Source organism: Pseudomonas sp. AC193 (assembly GCF_979258075.1).
This window is the reverse complement of sequence record NZ_OZ409832.1, coordinates 2,709,079-2,727,838: the sequence shown is the minus strand read 5'-3', so window position 1 is coordinate 2,727,838 and position 18,760 is coordinate 2,709,079. Positions and strand designations below refer to the sequence as shown.

Annotated in this window: 11 protein-coding genes and 1 pseudogene; 4 read left to right on the top strand and 8 right to left on the bottom strand. The window is 58.4% G+C overall.

What is annotated here, in order from left to right; genetic code table 11:
* Positions 1-76: 76 nt before the first annotated feature.
* A pseudogene (locus ACZZ0D_RS12280) lies at positions 77-4,973 on the top strand (NAD-glutamate dehydrogenase).
* A 55-nt stretch (positions 4,974-5,028) separates the two neighbouring features.
* On the opposite strand, the gene ACZZ0D_RS12275 reads toward ACZZ0D_RS12280, so the two are convergent.
* From ACZZ0D_RS12275 to pdxR, 5 genes are all read right to left on the bottom strand, one after another.
* Complete coding sequence (locus tag ACZZ0D_RS12275; RefSeq protein ID WP_463553380.1) at positions 5,029-6,282, bottom strand: hypothetical protein; 1,254 nt, start codon at positions 6,280-6,282, stop codon at positions 5,029-5,031.
* A 251-nt stretch (positions 6,283-6,533) separates the two neighbouring features.
* Complete coding sequence (locus ACZZ0D_RS12270) at positions 6,534-7,247, bottom strand: hypothetical protein (protein WP_053121126.1); 714 nt, start codon at positions 7,245-7,247, stop codon at positions 6,534-6,536.
* A gap of 229 nt (positions 7,248-7,476) precedes the next feature.
* Positions 7,477-7,878 carry a cupin domain-containing protein gene (locus tag ACZZ0D_RS12265; protein WP_212546079.1) on the bottom strand — a complete coding sequence of 134 codons (402 nt, stop codon included), beginning with the start codon at positions 7,876-7,878 and terminating at the stop codon, positions 7,477-7,479.
* Between the two features lie 208 nt (positions 7,879-8,086).
* Positions 8,087-8,380, bottom strand: coding sequence for a putative quinol monooxygenase (locus ACZZ0D_RS12260; RefSeq protein ID WP_053121122.1), 294 nt, complete (start codon positions 8,378-8,380; stop codon positions 8,087-8,089).
* A gap of 123 nt (positions 8,381-8,503) precedes the next feature.
* Positions 8,504-9,937: a MocR-like pyridoxine biosynthesis transcription factor PdxR gene (gene pdxR, locus ACZZ0D_RS12255; RefSeq protein WP_463553379.1), complete on the bottom strand. Its 1,434-nt coding sequence runs from the start codon at positions 9,935-9,937 to the stop codon at positions 8,504-8,506.
* A gap of 297 nt (positions 9,938-10,234) precedes the next feature.
* On the opposite strand from pdxR, the gene ACZZ0D_RS12250 reads away from it, so the two are divergent.
* The 3 genes from ACZZ0D_RS12250 (at position 10,235) to ACZZ0D_RS12240 (ending at position 14,867) form a co-directional block, all read left to right on the top strand.
* On the top strand, positions 10,235-10,675 hold the full coding sequence (locus ACZZ0D_RS12250; protein ID WP_159811461.1) for a carboxymuconolactone decarboxylase family protein: 441 nt from the start codon (positions 10,235-10,237) through the stop codon (positions 10,673-10,675).
* A gap of 435 nt (positions 10,676-11,110) precedes the next feature.
* Positions 11,111-13,477 (top strand): TonB-dependent receptor plug domain-containing protein, encoded by a 2,367-nt coding sequence (locus ACZZ0D_RS12245; protein ID WP_463553378.1) that lies wholly within the window; start codon positions 11,111-11,113, stop codon positions 13,475-13,477.
* Positions 13,467-14,867, top strand: a complete 1,401-nt coding sequence (locus ACZZ0D_RS12240) for an APC family permease (protein ID WP_463553377.1) — start codon at positions 13,467-13,469, stop codon at positions 14,865-14,867. The genes ACZZ0D_RS12245 and ACZZ0D_RS12240 overlap by 11 nt, the downstream gene beginning before the upstream one ends.
* Before the next feature lie 285 nt (positions 14,868-15,152).
* Here ACZZ0D_RS12240 and ACZZ0D_RS12235 read toward each other — a convergent pair whose 3' ends face one another.
* From ACZZ0D_RS12235 to ACZZ0D_RS12225, 3 genes are all read right to left on the bottom strand, one after another.
* Positions 15,153-15,614: a DUF3574 domain-containing protein gene (locus ACZZ0D_RS12235; RefSeq protein ID WP_159811458.1), complete on the bottom strand. Its 462-nt coding sequence runs from the start codon at positions 15,612-15,614 to the stop codon at positions 15,153-15,155.
* Positions 15,615-15,854: 240 nt separating this feature from the next.
* Positions 15,855-18,230, bottom strand: coding sequence for a DUF3772 domain-containing protein (locus ACZZ0D_RS12230; RefSeq protein ID WP_463553376.1), 2,376 nt, complete (start codon positions 18,228-18,230; stop codon positions 15,855-15,857).
* 202 nt (positions 18,231-18,432) lie between these two features.
* A complete protein-coding gene (locus ACZZ0D_RS12225) occupies positions 18,433-18,729 on the bottom strand; it encodes an antibiotic biosynthesis monooxygenase family protein (RefSeq protein ID WP_463553375.1) in 297 nt (98 codons plus the stop codon).
* Positions 18,730-18,760: the final 31 nt, after the last annotated feature.

Below are 18,760 nucleotides of genomic sequence, written 5' to 3'. Positions count from 1 at the left end.
AGGGCGACACAAGCCCCGAAAGGGGTGTTGCACGCGACGCTTTCCATCAATAACAAGCTTAAGCGGAGTACCACAGATGGCGTTCTTCACCGCAGCCAGCAAAGCCGACTTCCAGCACCAACTGCAAGCGGCACTGGCGCAGCACATCAGTGAACAGGCACTGCCACAAGTGGCGCTGTTCGCTGAACAATTCTTCGGCATCATTTCTCTGGACGAGCTGACTCAACGTCGCCTCTCCGACCTCGCTGGCTGTACTCTCTCTGCGTGGCGCCTGCTTGAGCGCTTCGATCACGCGCAACCACAAGTGCGCGTTTACAACCCCGATTACGAACGTCATGGCTGGCAGTCGACCCACACTGCGGTCGAAGTCCTGCACCACGACCTGCCATTCCTCGTCGACTCGGTTCGTACCGAACTGAACCGTCGCGGCTACAGCATCCACACCCTGCAAACCACCGTGCTCAGCGTGCGTCGTGGCAGCAAGGGCGAGTTGCTGGAAATCCTGCCGAAAGGCACCCAGGGCGACGGCATTCTGCAAGAGTCGTTGATGTACCTGGAAATCGACCGCTGCGCCAACTCGGCCGAACTGAATGTGCTGAGCAAAGAGCTGGAACAGGTTCTCGGTGAAGTCCGCGTTGCGGTCGCCGATTTTGAGCCGATGAAAGCCAAGGTGCAGGAAATCCTCACCAAACTCGACAACAGCGCGTTCGCCGTCGATGCCGAAGAAAAGAACGAAATCAAAAGCTTCCTGGAATGGCTGGTGGGCAACCACTTCACCTTCCTTGGCTACGAAGAGTTCGTGGTCACCGATCAAGCCGATGGCGGCCACATCGAGTACGACCAGAACTCCTTCCTTGGCCTGACCAAACTGCTGCGCACCGGCCTGACCTACGACGACCTGCGCATCGAAGACTACGCGGTGAACTACCTGCGCGAACCGACCCTGCTGTCGTTCGCCAAGGCTGCGCACCCGAGCCGTGTGCACCGTCCGGCTTACCCGGATTACGTGTCGATCCGTGAAATCGACGCCGACGGTAAAGTCATCAAAGAACACCGTTTCATGGGCCTGTACACCTCGTCGGTGTATGGCGAGAGCGTGCGGGTCATCCCGTTCATCCGCCGCAAGGTCGCCGAAATCGAACACCGCTCCGGCTTCCAGTCCAAGGCTCACTTGGGCAAGGAACTGGCGCAGGTACTCGAAGTGCTGCCGCGTGATGACCTGTTCCAGACCCCGGTCGACGAGCTGTTCAGCACCGTGATGTCGATCGTGCAGATCCAGGAACGCAACAAGATCCGCGTGTTCCTGCGCAAAGACCCGTACGGTCGTTTCTGCTACTGCCTGGCCTACGTGCCGCGCGACATCTATTCCACCGAAGTTCGCCAGAAGATCCAGCAAGTGCTGATGGAGCGCCTGAAGGCTTCCGACTGCGAATTCTGGACGTTCTTCTCCGAGTCCGTGCTGGCTCGCGTTCAGCTGATCCTGCGTGTCGACCCGAAAAACCGTCTCGACATCGATCCGCTGCTGCTGGAAAAAGAAGTCGTGCAGGCTTGCCGCAGCTGGCAGGACGACTACGCCGCACTGACCGTCGAAAGCTTCGGCGAAGCCCACGGCACCAACGTGCTGGCGGACTTCCCGAAAGGCTTCCCGGCCGGTTACCGCGAGCGTTTCGCTGCGCATTCGGCCGTGGTCGACATGCAGCACCTGCTGAGCCTCAACGAAAAAAATCCGCTGGTGATGAGCTTCTATCAGCCGCTGGGCCAGGTCTCCGGTCAACGCGAGCTGCATTGCAAGCTGTATCACGCCGACACGCCGCTGGCGCTGTCCGACGTGCTGCCGATTCTGGAAAACCTCGGCCTGCGCGTGCTGGGTGAATTCCCGTACCGTCTGCGTCACACCAATGGCCGCGAGTTCTGGATTCACGACTTCGCGTTCACTGCCGCTGAAGGTCTGGATCTCGACATCCAGCAACTCAACGACACCCTGCAGGACGCCTTTGTCCACATCGTCCGTGGCGAAGCCGAGAACGATGCGTTCAACCGTCTGGTGCTGACTGCCGGCCTGCCTTGGCGCGACGTCGCACTGCTGCGCGCTTACGCCCGTTACCTGAAGCAGATTCGTCTGGGCTTTGATCTGGGTTACATCGCCAGCACCCTGAACAACCACACCGACATCGCTCGCGAGCTGACCCGGTTGTTCAAGACCCGCTTCTATCTGGCGCGCAAGCTCAGCGACGACGATCTGGAAGACAAGCAACAGCGTCTGGAACAAGCGATTCTGACTGCACTGGACGACGTGCAGGTGCTCAACGAAGACCGCATCCTGCGTCGTTACCTCGACCTGATCAAAGCGACCCTGCGTACCAACTTCTATCAGACTGATGCCAACGGCCAGAACAAGTCGTACTTCAGCTTCAAGTTCAACCCGCACGCGATCCCTGAACTGCCGAAGCCAGTGCCGAAGTTCGAAATCTTCGTCTACTCGCCACGCGTTGAAGGCGTGCACCTGCGCTTCGGTAACGTCGCTCGTGGTGGTCTGCGCTGGTCCGGACCGTGAAGAAGACTTCCGTACCGAAGTCCTCGGCCTGGTAAAAGCTCAACAAGTGAAGAACTCGGTCATCGTGCCAGTGGGCGCGAAGGGCGGCTTCCTGCCGCGTCGCCTGCCTCTGGGCGGCAGCCGTGACGAGATCGCCGCCGAGGGCATCGCCTGCTACCGCATCTTCATTTCCGGTCTGTTGGACATCACCGACAACCTGAAAGACGGCGCGCTGGTGCCGCCATTGAATGTGGTTCGCCACGATGATGACGACCCGTACCTGGTAGTGGCGGCGGACAAGGGCACTGCAACCTTCTCCGACATCGCCAACGGCATCGCCATCGACTACGGCTTCTGGCTGGGTGACGCGTTTGCGTCCGGTGGTTCGGCCGGTTACGACCACAAGAAAATGGGCATTACCGCCAAAGGCGCGTGGGTCGGCGTACAACGTCATTTCCGCGAGCGCGGCATCAATGTTCAAGAAGACAGCATCACCGTAGTGGGCGTCGGCGACATGGCCGGTGACGTGTTCGGTAACGGCCTGTTGATGTCCGACAAGCTGCAACTGGTCGCTGCCTTCAACCACCTGCACATCTTCATCGACCCGAACCCGAACCCGGCGACCAGCTTCGTCGAGCGTCAGCGCATGTTCGACCTGCCGCGTTCGGCGTGGACCGACTACGACACCAGCATCATGTCCGAAGGCGGCGGTATCTTCTCGCGCAGCGCGAAGAGCATCGCAATCTCCCCGCAGATGCAGGAACGCTTCGACATCAAGGCTGACAAGCTGACCCCGACCGAACTGCTGAATGCCTTGCTCAAGGCGCCAGTGGATCTGCTGTGGAACGGCGGTATCGGCACTTACGTCAAGGCCAGCACTGAAAGCCACGCCGATGTCGGCGACAAGGCCAACGATGCTCTGCGCGTGAACGGCAACGAGCTGCGCTGCAAAGTCGTGGGCGAGGGCGGTAACCTCGGCATGACCCAACTGGGTCGTGTGGAATTCGGTCTGAATGGCGGCGGTTCCAACACCGACTTCATCGACAACGCCGGTGGTGTGGACTGCTCCGACCACGAAGTAAACATCAAGATCCTGCTGAACGAAGTGGTTCAGGCCGGTGACATGACCGACAAGCAACGCAACCAGTTGCTGGCGAGCATGACCGACGAAGTCGGCAATCTGGTGCTGGGCAACAACTACAAGCAGACTCAGGCGCTGTCGCTGGCGGCGCGCCGTGCTTATGCGCGCATCGCTGAGTACAAGCGTCTGATGGGCGATCTGGAAGGCCGTGGCAAGCTGGATCGTGCCATCGAGTTCCTGCCGACCGAAGAGCAACTGGCCGAGCGCATTGCTGAAGGCCACGGTCTGACCCGTCCTGAGCTGTCGGTGCTGATCTCGTACAGCAAAATCGACCTCAAAGAGCAGCTGTTGGGCTCCTTGGTGCCGGACGACGATTACCTGACCCGCGACATGGAAACGGCGTTCCCGCCGACCCTGGTCAGCAAGTTCTCCGAAGCCATGCGTCGTCACCGTCTGAAGCGCGAGATCGTCAGCACCCAGATCGCCAACGACCTGGTCAACCACATGGGCATCACCTTCGTTCAACGACTCAAAGAGTCGACCGGCATGAGCCCGGCGAACGTGGCCGGCGCTTACGTGATCGTGCGCGACATCTTCCACCTCCCGCACTGGTTCCGTCAGATCGAAGCGCTGGACTATCAGGTTGCCGCTGACGTTCAACTGGAGCTGATGGACGAGCTGATGCGTCTGGGCCGCCGCGCGACACGCTGGTTCCTGCGTGCCCGTCGCAACGAGCAGAACGCTGCCCGTGACGTCGCGCATTTCGGTCCGCACCTGAAAGAGCTGGGCCTGAAACTCGACGAACTGCTGAGCGGCGAAATCCGTGAAAACTGGCAGGCGCGTTATCAGGCTTACGTCGAAGCCGGTGTGCCGGAATTGCTGGCGCGTATGGTGGCGGGCACCTCGCACCTGTACACCTTGCTGCCGATCATCGAAGCCTCCGACGTGACTGGCCAGAACCCTGCCGAAGTGGCGAAAGCCTACTTCGCCGTGGGCAGTGCGCTGGACATCACCTGGTACCTGCAACAGATCAGCGCGCTGCCGGTGGAAAACAACTGGCAAGCCCTGGCCCGTGAAGCGTTCCGTGATGATGTCGACTGGCAGCAACGCGCGATCACCATCTCCGTCCTGCAACAGGGCGACGGCACACTGGACGTGGAAGCACGTCTGGCGCTGTGGATGGAGCAACACGAAAGCATGATCTCGCGCTGGCGCGCCATGCTGGTGGAAATCCGCGCTGCGAGCGGCACGGACTACGCCATGTACGCGGTGGCCAACCGTGAACTGCTGGATCTGGCGTTGAGCGGGCAAGCAGTAGTGCCTGCAGCGACAGCGAATGCCGAGCTTGAAACGGCATAAGTAAGCGCTGAATGAAAACGCCCCGGTATCGTGAGACGCCGGGGCTTTTTTGTACTCAACGCAGGTAACGGAGAATCATCGGCCATCGGCGGTTATAGAACCGCGTCGTAGAGCTAATCAGGACGATTCGGCCCTTTTGATCGATCACTACGGACTCTCCTTTCGCACCGTTAGCGCGGAGCCATCCGGTTCTGTCTGCGAACGACATGTCTGGCTGACCATTGCTTTTGAACTGGGCGATCGGGATGAAACTATCCTCGCTAAGAAGCTCCCAGGAAGTGCCTGTGAGAACAATATTTCTTGCGTTGTCGACTGCCCCGCTCGTCCAGACAAATCTTTCATCTCCGCTCGGAGGGCTTATGACAGGCTTTCCATCAGCGAAAGCCGGATCAATTTCCCCATTCTCGTTCAGGCCAATCAGCAGGCCTTTTTGGGGTTCAGCAGAATCAGAGCCCACACAAAGAAGCTTGTTTTGATCAGTGACTATAATCTGATGAATAGACGTTCTTCTTCCCACATCTTTCAGAAGGAAGAACCCGCCCTCACCGAAGCGTGTATCCAGTTTTCCTGACATAAAGTACCGAGCAACCATCCCGACCCATGCACCGTCTACGTCCACCCAGCCTGACACCAAAATAAGATCGGGTGTGGGCTGGACTAAAAAATGAGCCGCCACGTCGTGATACTTCGGGTGCGTTACGCGGAAATAACCGGCGCCATTGGCGAAATCTCTATCAGGCGTTCCGTCAGGGTTCAGTAACGCCACATTGCCATCGAGGTTGTACAGGATTTTCCCATCAGGTGTTATGACTGCCTGACTGTATGAGCTGGAGGTGGAGTTCGGATCCTGAGAGGATTTTGCATGCAGATGTGGCATTTGATCAGGACGTGGAATAACAACTCTGCCACCTTCGCCAAAACTTTCTACGTAGTGGCCTGAAGGATCCAGTAAAGCGAAACCTGGGTCGGAAATCTGACCGGGATACAGGTGGAATCCAATGAGCAGAATATTTCCGGTTTTCTCGTCTACCAAGATGCTGCTGACAGCGGATGAGCCTTCGGCAGCGAATGTGCCTTTTATTTGCCCACCGACCCCGAATGTTAAATCCGCTGTGCCGTCATCCAGTAACCGGCCGACGAGGAAGTCATTGAGAATGGAGCACGCGAACAGCAAGCGACCGCTCTGGTCAATCGTCAGATATTCGCCTCCTCCTGAAGAGCGCTGTGGAATTTTGATGACGGCTTTACCTGCGTTACCAAACTCGAGATCAGGACGTGCTTGGCCTTTTGTGGTTTGTAGTGAAGTCATTCAACACCTCGGGATGTCTGTGGAGTCAGGGTTGAACATCGCTGTCGCGGTTCAAGCCAGAAACTCATTAGGTAGCCCATCAGTGCTGGTCGTCTACTGTCAACTCTGACAGTAGACAGGGTTGTTTTTGCAGGGGCGAATAAGGGGTTTGCTTGAACTGGCCTCGTCGCTGGAAAACCAGACTCCCACAGGTTTTTTGTTGAACTCGATCCTTGTGGGAGCGGGCTTGCTCGCGAAGAGGCCCCTTACATTCAATACAACTTCTGAGCCGGTTTAGTATCAAGCATCGACACTTTATCCGCAGGTCGTGCGACTAAATTGTTGAGCGATTGGTCAAACTTTTGCAGCGCCCGTACTTGCACGTCTTGCTGCTGATTAATATCGGCGACAATCTCTTCCGAGCGTTTGAAGTCCGCCCACACCGGTGTCAGTTCTTTCGCTTCTGAACCTTTCGCCGTGCCGATGTAGTTCAATCCCGCATCATAAAAATCGGCACTGACATCAGCCTTGATATCCGAGCTGCGCGAGGTGATCAGCTGGCTGTGAGTGTCGACGATTGCGGTGACATCCGGTTTGGCTGCACGCAAGCTTTGCATGTCCGGATACACCGTCACCGAGCCGAACTGGCGTTGCAGGGAGGCGTTGACCCATTCCACCGCCATGTCCGGTTTCGAGCTGGCGACGTAGGCGTCGTGGATCGGCTGTACCAGCAGGCTCTGGCCGAAACCGGTGCCGGCGTTGGCTTGATAGTCGCGCAGGTATTCGCGGTTGCTCTGGGTGCTTGGGCTGTAGACCACGCCGAGCGATACGCCGGGACCGCTTTTTACCTGAGTCGCGCTACTGCGACCGGTTGGATGCGGCAGCAGGGTATCGAGAGACGAGACTGCTTTTGGCGCCGTCGGCACTGAACAGGCGGAGAGGGCTAAAACCGATATCGCCAACATACTGGTGAACGCAAGTTTCATGGTGTTTCTCCCGTGAAACAACATCAGTCGGAAAGTTTAAAGTTGCCGTCAATGACGGCAGTTAATTCAGACTACCCCCGTCGCACGGCAAATAAGCTGACAATTTGCTGTCTGGTTTTGTATTGAATAGTTTTATTTGCTGTAAACCGATCCGGTTAATTGCATCGGGATATAAAAAGGCGCAAATCGGCAATTTGCGCCTTTTTATTTATGGCTGGCTAAACAACCATCAGTTTTTCAGCGGAATCAGCACTTGCTCATCCGGGGACAGCACCATGAACACCAGCAACTTGGCTGGCTTGGTTTGGCTGGCGTTTTTCGAGACCAAATGCTCGGAACCGGCCGGTTCGTACCAGAACTGACCTTTCTTGTAGGTGATCGCCTGTTCGCCCTTGACCTGAGAGATCACTTCGCCTTCGAGCACGTAGGCCATCGCGGTGCCGTCGTGTTTGTGGGCGATGGAAGACTGGCCGGGTTTGTAGTCGACTTCGATCATCATGGCTTTTTTGCCGGGGGCGTTTTTCAGCATCTGGTCTTGCAGTACGGTGACTTTTTCCGAGGGGTCGTGGGCGAAGGCCGAGGTGGAGAGGGCCAGGGCGAGGGCGGCAGCGACAAGGTGCAGGGTTTTCATGGTGGATTACCGGTTGGGGGTGGTTGGTAATCACAGTAGTCCGAGGGGCGGGGCAAGCAAACGGCCAATATTCGGGAAGATTGGGTGACCAATTGGCGGGGTTTACGGAAAATTATCGGTGGCCGGAAACCGCTTTCGCGAGCAAGCCCGCTCCCACAGTGGAGCGCATTTCAAATGTGGGAGCGGGCTTGCTCGCGAAGGCGTCAGATCAGACGATGGGGAAGCTGTTGAAGTCCACACTATTGGCCAGGCGGCTATCGATCAGGTCTATAAACCCCTGCGCTTCAGGCCGGTTGAAATGCGCCTGCATCGCCGCTTCCGACTGCCAGCGCGCACTGACCGTCCAGCGGTGGCTGTCCTCGGGGCAGCGGTCGACCAGGTAGGAATCGCAGCCCGGCGTTTCGCGCAGGGTTTCGACGATCCTCTGCAGTTGCTTGCCCAGCTCGTCAGAGCGGCCGGCAGCAGCCTGCACCTGCACCGTGTTGATCACTTCGTTGGACATTGCTCACACTCCTGAATCAGGCCGGACGAATCCTGCTCATTGAGGGATAACGCCTGTGCAGAATAGGCCTGCACCCGCCGATCACCAATAACCAATCGGCGGTTAATCCGTTAGGCCAATCGCTCAGGCGACTTGCTGGAGAATGTCGCGGAGGCGATCGAGGGCGATATCAATGTCCAGCGTCTCAATCGCGCCGAAGCCAAAGTACAAACCATCACGCGGTGTCTGCTGGTAATAGAAGCCATTGATGGCGTAGAGGCCGACTTCGACCTTTTTCGCCAGTTCGATCACCAGCGGCAGGTCGATCGGCACTTTGCAAAACACCGCCATGTGGAATCCGGCACTGGCCGGTACCGCATCAAGCCAAGGCGACAGATCGCTGGCCATGCGCGCCAGAATCCGTTCGCGGCGCTGCGCATAAATCGTGTGGCAGCGGCGAATATGCTTGAGCAAACAGCCCTCGGCGATGAACTTGGCCAGCGCCCATTGCGGCAGGGTGGACGCGTGCAAATCGGTGAGCTGCTTGGCGCGGATCACCGCTTCAAGGATCGCCGGCGGCAGAATTCCGTAGCCCAGGCGCAACTCGGGCAGCAAGGTTTTCGAGAAGGTGCCGACATACGCGACGAGACCGCGCTGGTCGAGGTTGTACAGCGAATCAGTGGGCCGGCCTTCGTAGCGAAACTCGCTGTCGTAGTCGTCCTCAATGATGATTGCGCCGAGCTCATGCGCACGCACCAGCAAGGCTTCGCGGCGCGCCTGACTCATCGGCATGCCCAACGGAAACTGGTGCGACGGCGTCACGTAAATCAGCCGCGTGCCTTCGGGAATGTGTTCGACCTGAATGCCCTCGGCATCCACTGGAATACCGACCACGGTGGCGCCGTGCGTGCCGAACAGCAGGCGTGCTGGCGGATAACCCGGATCTTCCATCGCCACCAGACTGCCGGGACGCAGCAGCACGCGGGCGATCAGATCCAGCGCCTGCTGCGCGCCGTTGCAGACCACGATGTCTTCGTCCTGACAGTTCACCCCACGAGAAAATGCGATGTGTCGGGCAATCGCGTTGCGCAGCGACGGCAAACCTTCGGCAACGCTGTAAAAGCCTTTCGACTGCACCATCTGCCGCATCGCATGAGCGACGCACCGACGCCAGTCATCCTGGGGAAACTGGCCCTTGCTGGTGGCGCCGCCAATGAAGTCGTAACGCAGCGAACCTTCCAGTGTCGGGTGCCGCAGAAATACCGGCAGATTGCGCCAGCTCTCGATCACCTCGGCACTGGCCAGTTCGCTGTGACTTTGCTTGCGCTGAACCTGCGCCGGGCGCGCGTTGACGTAGGTGCCTTTGCCGATCACGCCGGTGAGGAAGTTTTCGTAAGTCAGTTGCGCGTAAGTGTCGGAGATGGTCTTGCGCGAGATCCCCAGTTGCTCGGCGAGCAAGCGGCTGGGCGGCAATTGCGTGCCAGCGGCCAGACGCCCGGATTCGATGGCGCCGCGCAGCTGTTGGTACAACTGACCGGCGAGATCCTTGCGGCCGTTGATCACGACATGAAGTTCCATACCGACGTGGCTCCGAGGCAATGTGAAGTGCCCGCCAGATTAGCGCTGTTGGGCGATTGGCAGAAGTTGCGCAGCACAAATACCCGAAATTGGCATAAACCCCTGTAGGAGCTGCCGAAGGCTGCGATCTCTTGATGTTGCTTTTTAAGATCAAGAGATCGCAGCCTTCGGCAGCTCCTACAGGGGATTTGTGTTGAACCCGCTATTGGTGTGGCACTTTTCCGTGGAATTGGGGCTGTAACGCTAGCCTCTCGGCGCTTACTTTGAAGTCTTTATTGCGCCTGCCGAGATCAAGCCATGTCCCCGCGTCTGGATTACTACAGCGCTTCACCCAAAGCGATGAAAGCGATGATTGCCATGGAGGCGCTGACCAGCAACTTGAGCATCGAACAGCCGTTGCTGCAACTGATCAAGATCCGCGCCTCGCAACTTAATGGCTGTGCGTTTTGCACGGATATGCATTCGGTCGAAGCCCGGCGAGCGGGGGAGAGTGATCGGCGGTTGTATGCGATTGCAGTGTGGCGTGACAGCGGCTTTTTCAATCCTCGTGAACGCGCGGCACTGGCCTGGGCGGAGGCGGTGACCTTGTTAGCTGAGAGCCATGTGCCGGATGACGTGTATCAGCAGGCGCGGGAGCAGTTTAACGAGGCGGAACTGGTCGACCTGACCATGGCCGTGACCACGATCAACAGCTGGAATCGCCTGGCGGTGAGTTTTCGGCAAACCCCGAGCGATTGACCCAACACCGATCAAAACTGTGGGAGCGGGCTTGCTCGCGAAGGCGTCGCTTCAGTCACCATCCTTGTTGAATGACACACCGCATTCGCGAGCAAGCCCGCTCCCACAGGTTTTGTATCCATCCGTTAGTTAGTTGTTGTTAGTTGGATTTAGTGTTGCCTGGGCAACACTTATGTTGCTCTAAGCACACTCCGTCAAGCCGATATAACCTAAGCGTTATTGGTTCTTTTGCCACAGCCCTCCGCTCGTCTAGCATCGGCCTCCAAGGGGAAAAGCTTACTTTTGGGGATCCTGCGTTCTATTTGCACTTTCCGATCTAACAGCCTTCGCTGCCTTCCTGTTTTATAAAACTACAGCAGACATTGCCGTGCACTGATGGCCGACGACTTTTGGTTGGCAGGGCCGGGTATTAGCTGCGATTCAAGGAGCTGTTGCATGTATTACCGTTCGCGTTCATTACTCGCTGCTGCTGTGCTCACGTCCATCTGGCAACTTCCCGCGCAAGCTGACGATGAAGCCAAACTCGATACCGTATTGGTGACCGGCACTCGTGGCACATCGCGCACCGTGCTGGATTCGCCAGTGCCGGTCGACGTGCTCACCGCTGATGACCTGAAAGCCGCCGGCGCCGCGGATGGCGAATTGGGCGCAGCGTTGCAGACGCTGTTGCCATCGTTCAGCCTGCCGCGCCAGTCCAACTCCGGCGGTGCCGACCATGTACGCGCCGCTCAACTGCGGGGCATGAGCCCGGATCAGGTGTTGGTGCTGGTCAACGGTAAACGCCGGCACACTTCGGCGGTGGTCAACGATTCCTCGAAGATCGGTCGCGGCACGGCGCCGGTGGATTTCAACTCGATTCCGATCAGCGCGATCAAACGCATCGAAGTGCTGCGCGATGGCGCCGGTGCGCAATACGGCTCCGATGCGATTGCCGGGGTGATCAACATCATCCTCGACGACGCGCCCGAGGGCGGCGAAGTGACGACGAGCTACGGCGCCTATCACACCCATCAGGACGCGATCGGCAAAACCACCACCGACGGCCAGAACAGCGTGACCACCGCCAAGATCGGCACGCGCCTCGGCGAGGAGGGCGGCTTCATTCGCGGCGGCACCGAGTACAAGGATCGCAACCCGACCAACCGCGCCGGTTTCGATGGCTTCGACGACATCCCCAACCAGCGCAACTATGTGATGGGCGACGGTATCGCCCGCGACGTCAACCTGTGGTTCAACAGCGAACTGCCGCTGGCCGGCGGCAAGGCTTACAGCTTCGGCACCTACAACCAGCGCCACACCACCGGCGCCGAATTCTATCGCTACCCGTACGAGCAGCCGCAGTTCTATCCCAACGGCTACCTGCCGCAATCGCTTGGCGACAACAAGGACGTCTCCGCCACTGCCGGTTTCAAAGGCATGATCGGCGACGACTGGGACTTCGACAGCAGCGTCACCCATGGTCGTAACCGCTTCGATGGATCGACCCGACGCACCCTCAACGTCAGTCTCGGTGAAGACTCTCCCACCGAATTCGATACCGGCGATTACGAGTTGCGCCAGACCACGACCAACCTCGATTTCACTCGCGAACTGCGCCTCGGCGAACGCTCATTTGTGTTGGCCGTCGGCGGCGAATACCGCTACGAAAACTACCTGACTTACGCCGGTGACGCGGCTTCCTATGTCGGCTCCGGAGCCGATGGCGCCAATGGACTGCGCCCGAGCGAAGAGTCAGATCTGGATCGCAATGTGTTCGGCACTTACGCCGAGTTGTCCGGCGATCTCACCGACCGTTTCTTCGTTGATGCCGCCACGCGCTGGGAGCATTACGACGATGCCGGCAGCAAACTCACCGGCAAACTCAGTGGCCGCTACAAACTCACCGAGCAGTGGGCGGTGCGCGGCGCGGTGTCGAACAACTTCCGCGCGCCGTCTCTGGCGCAAAGCGGTTTCCAGAACACCACCAGCAACTTCGGCGACGGCGGCACGCTGACCGATATTCGCGTGCTCTCGGTCAACGATCCGATTGCCCGCGCATTGGGCGCAGAAAAACTTGATCCGGAAACCTCGAAAAACTTCAGCCTTGGCCTGACCTTCCAGTTGAACGAACGCTTCGATGCGTCGCTGGACGTGTTCCGCATCGACGTCAAAGACCGCATCACCCTGTCACAACGCATTGGCAGCGATGCGCTGGAAAACTACATCAATGACAACTTCGGCGTGGCCGGCATACATGACGTCAACTTCTTCACCAACGCCGCCGACACCAGCACCCACGGCGCCGAATTGGTGCTCAACTATCATCAGCCGTTTTACGAAGGGCAACTCGGCCTGACCACCGCGTACACCTACAACCACACCAAAGTCACCAGCACCAAAGGCACGCCGTCGCAATTGACCGCGCTGGGCATCGGCAATGACGCGCTGGTCGGCGTCGAAGAAACCAACACCTTGACCGACGCCGCGCCGAAGGATCGCTTCATTTTTTCCGCCAACTGGGCCAGCGAACATTGGGGCTTGCTCGGACGTCTGACCCGTCAGGGCGAGACTACTCGTGTGTTTGATTTCGGTGATTCGCAACCGGAGCAGACCTACGGTGCTGTGTGGCAGCTGGATGCCGAGGTGGCCTACAAATTCACCCCGAAATTCAACATCGCTTTGGGCGGCAATAACCTCACCGACAACTACCCGGAACGCTCCGGCTCGGCGATCAACTACGGCGGCAACCTGCCGTACGACGTGCTCTCGCCAATCGGTACCAACGGCGCTTACTACTACGCTCGCGCCACCTATGGTTTCTAACGCCGGGCCGGGGCGGCATCTGCCGGTGTTCCAGGCGCTGTTGATCACGCTGGGCATGGTGATCACCACCGACATCCTGAAAACCGCGCCGACCGTGGCGCTCAACGTCGGGCCGGAGCACTTCTACCTGGTGTGGGTGCTTGGCGGCGTGGCGTCGATGATCGGTGCGCTGTGCTTTGCGGAAATGGCCACAGCGTTTCCGCATCCCGGCGGCGACTACCATTTTCTGCGCACAGCGTATGGCGAGCGCATGGGGTTTCTGTTCGCCTGGTCGCGGTTTTCGGTGATGCACACCGGGTGGATTGCGTTGTCGGCGTTTATGTTTGCCGATTACGTAAATGCGGTGGTGCCGTTGGGACAGTTTGGATCGGGGCTGTTTGCCGGGGCGGTGATCGCGGCGTTGGTGCTGCTGAATCTGACGGGCAAGCACATCGGTTTCATCACGCAGACATTGCTGGTTGGCTTGCTCGCGTTAGGCTTTTTGAGCATCGCCAGTGCGGGGGTTTTTCTGGCGTGGCAAGGGGTTGAGCCGCCGCTGCCGAACTCGTCGGTTACGCCGGAAAACACCGGTATGGCCGGATTTTCGGCGGCGATGATTTTTGTGTTTCTCGCGTTCGGCGGCTGGAGTGATGCGGCGACGTTATCGGCGGAAGTGCGCGATGGTCGGCGAGGGATTTTCATCGCCATGATCGGCGCGCTGACGGTGTTGATGATTATCTATCTGGCGCTGAATTGGGCGTTTGTTCAGGGGCTGGGATTTGCCGGTTTGGCGGCGAGTAATGCGCCGGCAGTTGAACTGCTCAACCGTGCTTTTGGCGCGCCCGGGGTCATGCTGATTCTGCTGATGGTGGGGATTGCAGCGATCGCCACGATCAATTCGACGTTGCTGGTTGGCGCGCGGACTACCTACGCCGCTGCTCGCGATGTACCGCAGTTGCGCAGTTTTGGTGATTGGGATGATCGCCATGGCGTACCGCGCAAAGCGTTGCTGGCGGAGGGCGCGGTGGCGTTCTTGCTGGTGTTGTTCGGCAGTTTTACCCAGAGCGGGTTTAACACAATGGTCGAGTATTTGACCCCGGTGTATTGGTTATTTTTGAGTTTGAGCAGTGCCGCGTTGATCATATTGCGGCGGCGCTTTCCGCGCGTGCCGAGGCCGGTGCGGGTGCCGTTGTATCCGCTGTTGCCGTTGCTGTTTTTTGGGTTGTGCCTGTACATGCTGTATTCCAGCGTGACTGTAGTGGGGTATGGGGCGTTTTTGGGGATTGGCGTTCTTTTGGTTGGCGCGGTGGTTTTGGCCGGGTTGAGTCGCTTAACGGCAGACCCTCACCCCAGCCCTCTCCCAAAGGGAGAGGGGGCCGACCGAGGTGTCTTGAGTGATACATCGACCTGAAAAACCGAGTCGTTTATGGATTGTGTAAGGCATGTTCGGCAGACCGAGCCGATTATGGATTCGCCAGAGCACGTCCAAGTCGGCGTACCTCTCAAATATCCCCCAATCAGTTCCCTCTCCCTCGGGGAGAGGGCTAGGGTGAGGGGCTTTTAAGCTGTGCCTCAATCGACCTGAAAAAACCGAGTCGATGCTGGATTCGCCAAAGCAAGTCCAAGTCGGCGAACCTCTCAAATATCCCCCAATCAGTTCCCTCTCCCTCGGGGAGAGGGCTAGGGTGAGGGGCTCTTAAAACGACACCTCCGCCGGCTGCGACAACCGCAGTACCGACAAGTCTCCGGTAATGCGCTTGTACGCCAATCGGATCGCCTCAATATCGCTGCCACGCTTGGCACTGTTCTCATGCAAAATCACAATGACTTTAGTGCTCAAACGCTCCGGCTCCTTCGCGCCTTTATCGCTCCACTGTCCATAAGCATCGAGCACCGTGAACCCATCCGGAAAACGCGGCGTCACTTCCTTGTCGAGAAACTCGCGCCAGCGCGCCGGGCTGACCGCGCCTTCCTTGCGATCGATCGACCCCACCGAGAAGTACAACTCAGTGCGCAACCACTGCGCCTGCGCCGGCCGTGAGGCATCGCCTTGCAGGGTTGAACTGGCGGGATCGTGGGTGTGAACGGAAGCAGGAGGAGGGCTGGCGCAACCGGCGACTGCGACGAACAGTGCCGCCAGTAAAAGACGTTGAGGCATGGAACATCCTTATTGATGATTGGGCGAACCCGGCGAGTATAAGGTCGCCGTTTCATCACCAATAAAGACCTAAAAAGCAGGCTGATAGGCGCTTCAGGAATAACCCTTGGGTCGCTGCGCAACGAACGATCCGAAAGCCTGTAGGAGCTGTCGAGTGAAACGAGGCTGCGATCTTTTGATCGTGTTTTTTTACAAGACAGGATCAAAAGATCGCAGCGTTCCGCAGCTCCTACAGGGGTATTAGGGTGGGGGCGATGCCAATGCAATGCCGGCCGCTCCCAGCCGTTTGAGAATCTCGAACAGCAGATCACTCTTGGTCACCCCGACAATCCTCGGGCTGCCGACATAACCGGTCACCGTCAGCGTAATTCCGTCCGGCGACAACTTGCTGAAGCGCACAAACGACGCCGGTTTTTCGAGGATGGTTTCGTTCTCGTGGTAGGTGTTCAGCAGCAGATCCTTCACTGCCTCAGGATCGATATCCAGCGGAAACACCAACTCCAGCGACGCGACACCCTGAGCGCTGCCACCCAGCGTGACGTTGCGCAGATTCTGCGAGATCAACTGCGAGTTCGGCACGATCACAATCGAGCGATCGCTGAGCTGAATTTCGGTGGCGCGCACGTTGATCCGGCGGATATCACCCTCGACGCCGCTGATGCTGATCAAATCGCCCACCTTCACCGGCCGCTCGGTCAGCAGAATCAGACCGGAAACAAAGTTCTTCACGATCTCCTGCAAACCAAAACCAATACCCACCGACAGCGCACTGACGATCCACGCCAGGTTCGTCCACTGCACGCCCAACGACGACAGCGTCAGCAGAATCACGAACGCGTAACCGATGTTGGAAAACAGCGTGCTCAGTGACGCGCACATCCCCGGATCCATGTCGGTTTTGGGCAGGAATTCATTGTCGAGCCAACGACTCAGGGCGCGGATCAGCCAGATACCGATCAACAGCGCGAGTACCGCGTTAAGCAAATGCGAAGGGACGATGTTGAACTTGCGCAACCCGGCACCGCCGAGGATCGCCATGATGTTGGTCGCCAACTGCCCGAGCGTGGTGCCGATGCCACCGACAAACAAGGCGATCACCGCCAGCAGTAACAGCGCCGCGCGGCTGAAACCGGACAATAGAATCGAGATCTGATCGAGGCGCCGATCGCCTATTCCCAGTAACTGTTTGAGCGCCTTGCCGCTCGCATGCTTGGGCGAGAACGCGTATTCGCAGCCGTCCTTGATCACCTGAATCAGCAAGTAAAAACCCGACAGCACAATGTAGGCCCAGACCACTTCATAGGTGATGAAACGGGCCAGCGATACGTAACCGGTGAGCAGCGCAATCGCCGAGACGAACATCGAAATACTGGCGATGGTGTACATCACCCCGGCGAACGTACTGTTCGCCTGCGTGTCATTGGCGGCGACCAACGCTTTGCGCACCTTGCCGACGCGCAGCAGCAATGTCACCACAATCACCATGACCACAATCGATGTCACGCCGCGCCCGGTCAGAACGATCTGACTGCTCATGCCGGTGGCGTTGCACACCTGCACCAGCGTCACCAGCACCAGCAATGTGCCGGAAAGAATGCGTGGGAAGCGCTTCAGTGCCTGCGCGACCTGATCGTGAATGGCCGGCAAGCGCCACGATGGATGATCGATCGACAACAGCGCACGACTCAGCCCGGTAATCAGCACGCAGGCGTACACAGCCTTCTCGAATTCCTCGGAAAACGTCGACAGCACCGGCGTCAGCGGCGCGTGACGGGTGAGCGCGTAATACAGCACATGCAAGGCGAGAGCGGTGGTCGCAATCGTCGCCAGCGCCGAAGCAAACGCCAGCGCACTGCGACGCAAACGTCCCTCGGGCATGCGATGAATGCAAACCCAGGTCAGCCCGCGCTCGGCCAGACGACGGCCGAACGTCCACACCACCAGTGCCAGCGCGAGCAGCACCAGCGTATAAAAATGCCGCCCCGGCGCCCACACCGTCGCCCAGGTGTCAGAAACTTGATCAACGAAAAAACTGAAACGCTGCCGATCATCCCGCGAAGGATTGACCAGCGGTGCCCAGAAGTCCGGGTTCAACACACTCAGGGTGCCGAGCGTCAACTCGCTTTCAAGCAATGTGCGGCGGATGCCGGCGATCTGCGTGATCAGATCCGCCGCACTTTGCTTCAGCGCCGCCAGACTTTTCAGCGTGCCGTCGACTTTGTTTTTTTGCTCCGTCAGCGTCGCTCGCTGGGCGACGATATCCGCTTGCTCGGCGGCGATCTCGGTGTCCGGCGCTGCGCCCAAAACGCCCAGTTGCACCGTCAGTTGCGCCTGTTGCGGTAACAACGCCGCCGACAATTTATCGACGTCCAGAATGAACGCCTGCACCCGATCCTGTGGGCCTTCGAGTTGGTTGTAATTGTTCGCGGCGGAGATTTGCTGTTTCAGGCCATCGAGGCGTTGTTGCAGGGCTTGCAGGTCACTTTGCGAAATGACCGGGAGCGGCGCGGCGGCGGTCGCGGCAGGTGCTGGCAGATCGGCGGCCCACAGCGATGGACTGCCGGCGGTGAGCAGCATGAATGCGATGAGAAACAACGACTTCAACGTGTTGCGCATGGGACAGACCGACTCTCGATGAACACACAGTCTAAGAGGTTAGGTGATCAGGCCGGTCGAGGGGAAAAAGTTTCAGGGCGGCCCACTTGCCGACGAGGGCGGGTGTGCCGTGTAAGGCCTTGCGGTGCAGCAGGTGATGGCCTGAATCGAACTGACAGTGGCCGCTTCTGCAGCGACTCACTGTCAGCATGATAAGCGACCGCTAAGACATCTCAGGCCCTTCGAGATGGTAAACCGTGGGTTCTGCGGAAAAGTAATCTTCCAGACCCTGCATGAACAGCCGATGGTCTTCACTCGCTTCGAAGCCTGGCGTGTGATCCTCAAGTGATTGCCATTTTACGATCAGATTGAAAACGTCGGCGGTTTCGATCCCTTGCGCGAGCACGTGGCCCTTGTAGCCCTTGGCACGCATGAGCAACGGCGCGACCTCGGCAAACGCCGTTCTGAACCTTTCAATGTGTTGTTGGTGTAGGGGAAGTACAGCGATCTCATAAATCATGCGATGTTCCTCGGGAAGGACTGAAACGATT

Coding starts and splice junctions, on each gene's coding strand:
- ACZZ0D_RS12225 (WP_463553375.1), bottom strand. CDS start 18,729: ATGATTTATGAGATCGCTGTACTTCCCCTACACCAACAACACATTGAA.
- ACZZ0D_RS12265 (WP_212546079.1), bottom strand. CDS start 7,878: ATGAAAACCCTGCACCTTGTCGCTGCCGCCCTCGCCCTGGCCCTCTCC.
- ACZZ0D_RS12260 (WP_053121122.1), bottom strand. CDS start 8,380: ATGTCCAACGAAGTGATCAACACGGTGCAGGTGCAGGCTGCTGCCGGC.
- ACZZ0D_RS12230 (WP_463553376.1), bottom strand. CDS start 18,230: ATGCGCAACACGTTGAAGTCGTTGTTTCTCATCGCATTCATGCTGCTC.
- ACZZ0D_RS12270 (WP_053121126.1), bottom strand. CDS start 7,247: ATGAAACTTGCGTTCACCAGTATGTTGGCGATATCGGTTTTAGCCCTC.
- pdxR (WP_463553379.1), bottom strand. CDS start 9,937: ATGGAACTTCATGTCGTGATCAACGGCCGCAAGGATCTCGCCGGTCAG.
- ACZZ0D_RS12275 (WP_463553380.1), bottom strand. CDS start 6,282: ATGACTTCACTACAAACCACAAAAGGCCAAGCACGTCCTGATCTCGAG.
- ACZZ0D_RS12240 (WP_463553377.1), top strand. CDS start 13,467: ATGGTTTCTAACGCCGGGCCGGGGCGGCATCTGCCGGTGTTCCAGGCG.
- ACZZ0D_RS12235 (WP_159811458.1), bottom strand. CDS start 15,614: ATGCCTCAACGTCTTTTACTGGCGGCACTGTTCGTCGCAGTCGCCGGT.
- ACZZ0D_RS12250 (WP_159811461.1), top strand. CDS start 10,235: ATGTCCCCGCGTCTGGATTACTACAGCGCTTCACCCAAAGCGATGAAA.
- ACZZ0D_RS12245 (WP_463553378.1), top strand. CDS start 11,111: ATGTATTACCGTTCGCGTTCATTACTCGCTGCTGCTGTGCTCACGTCC.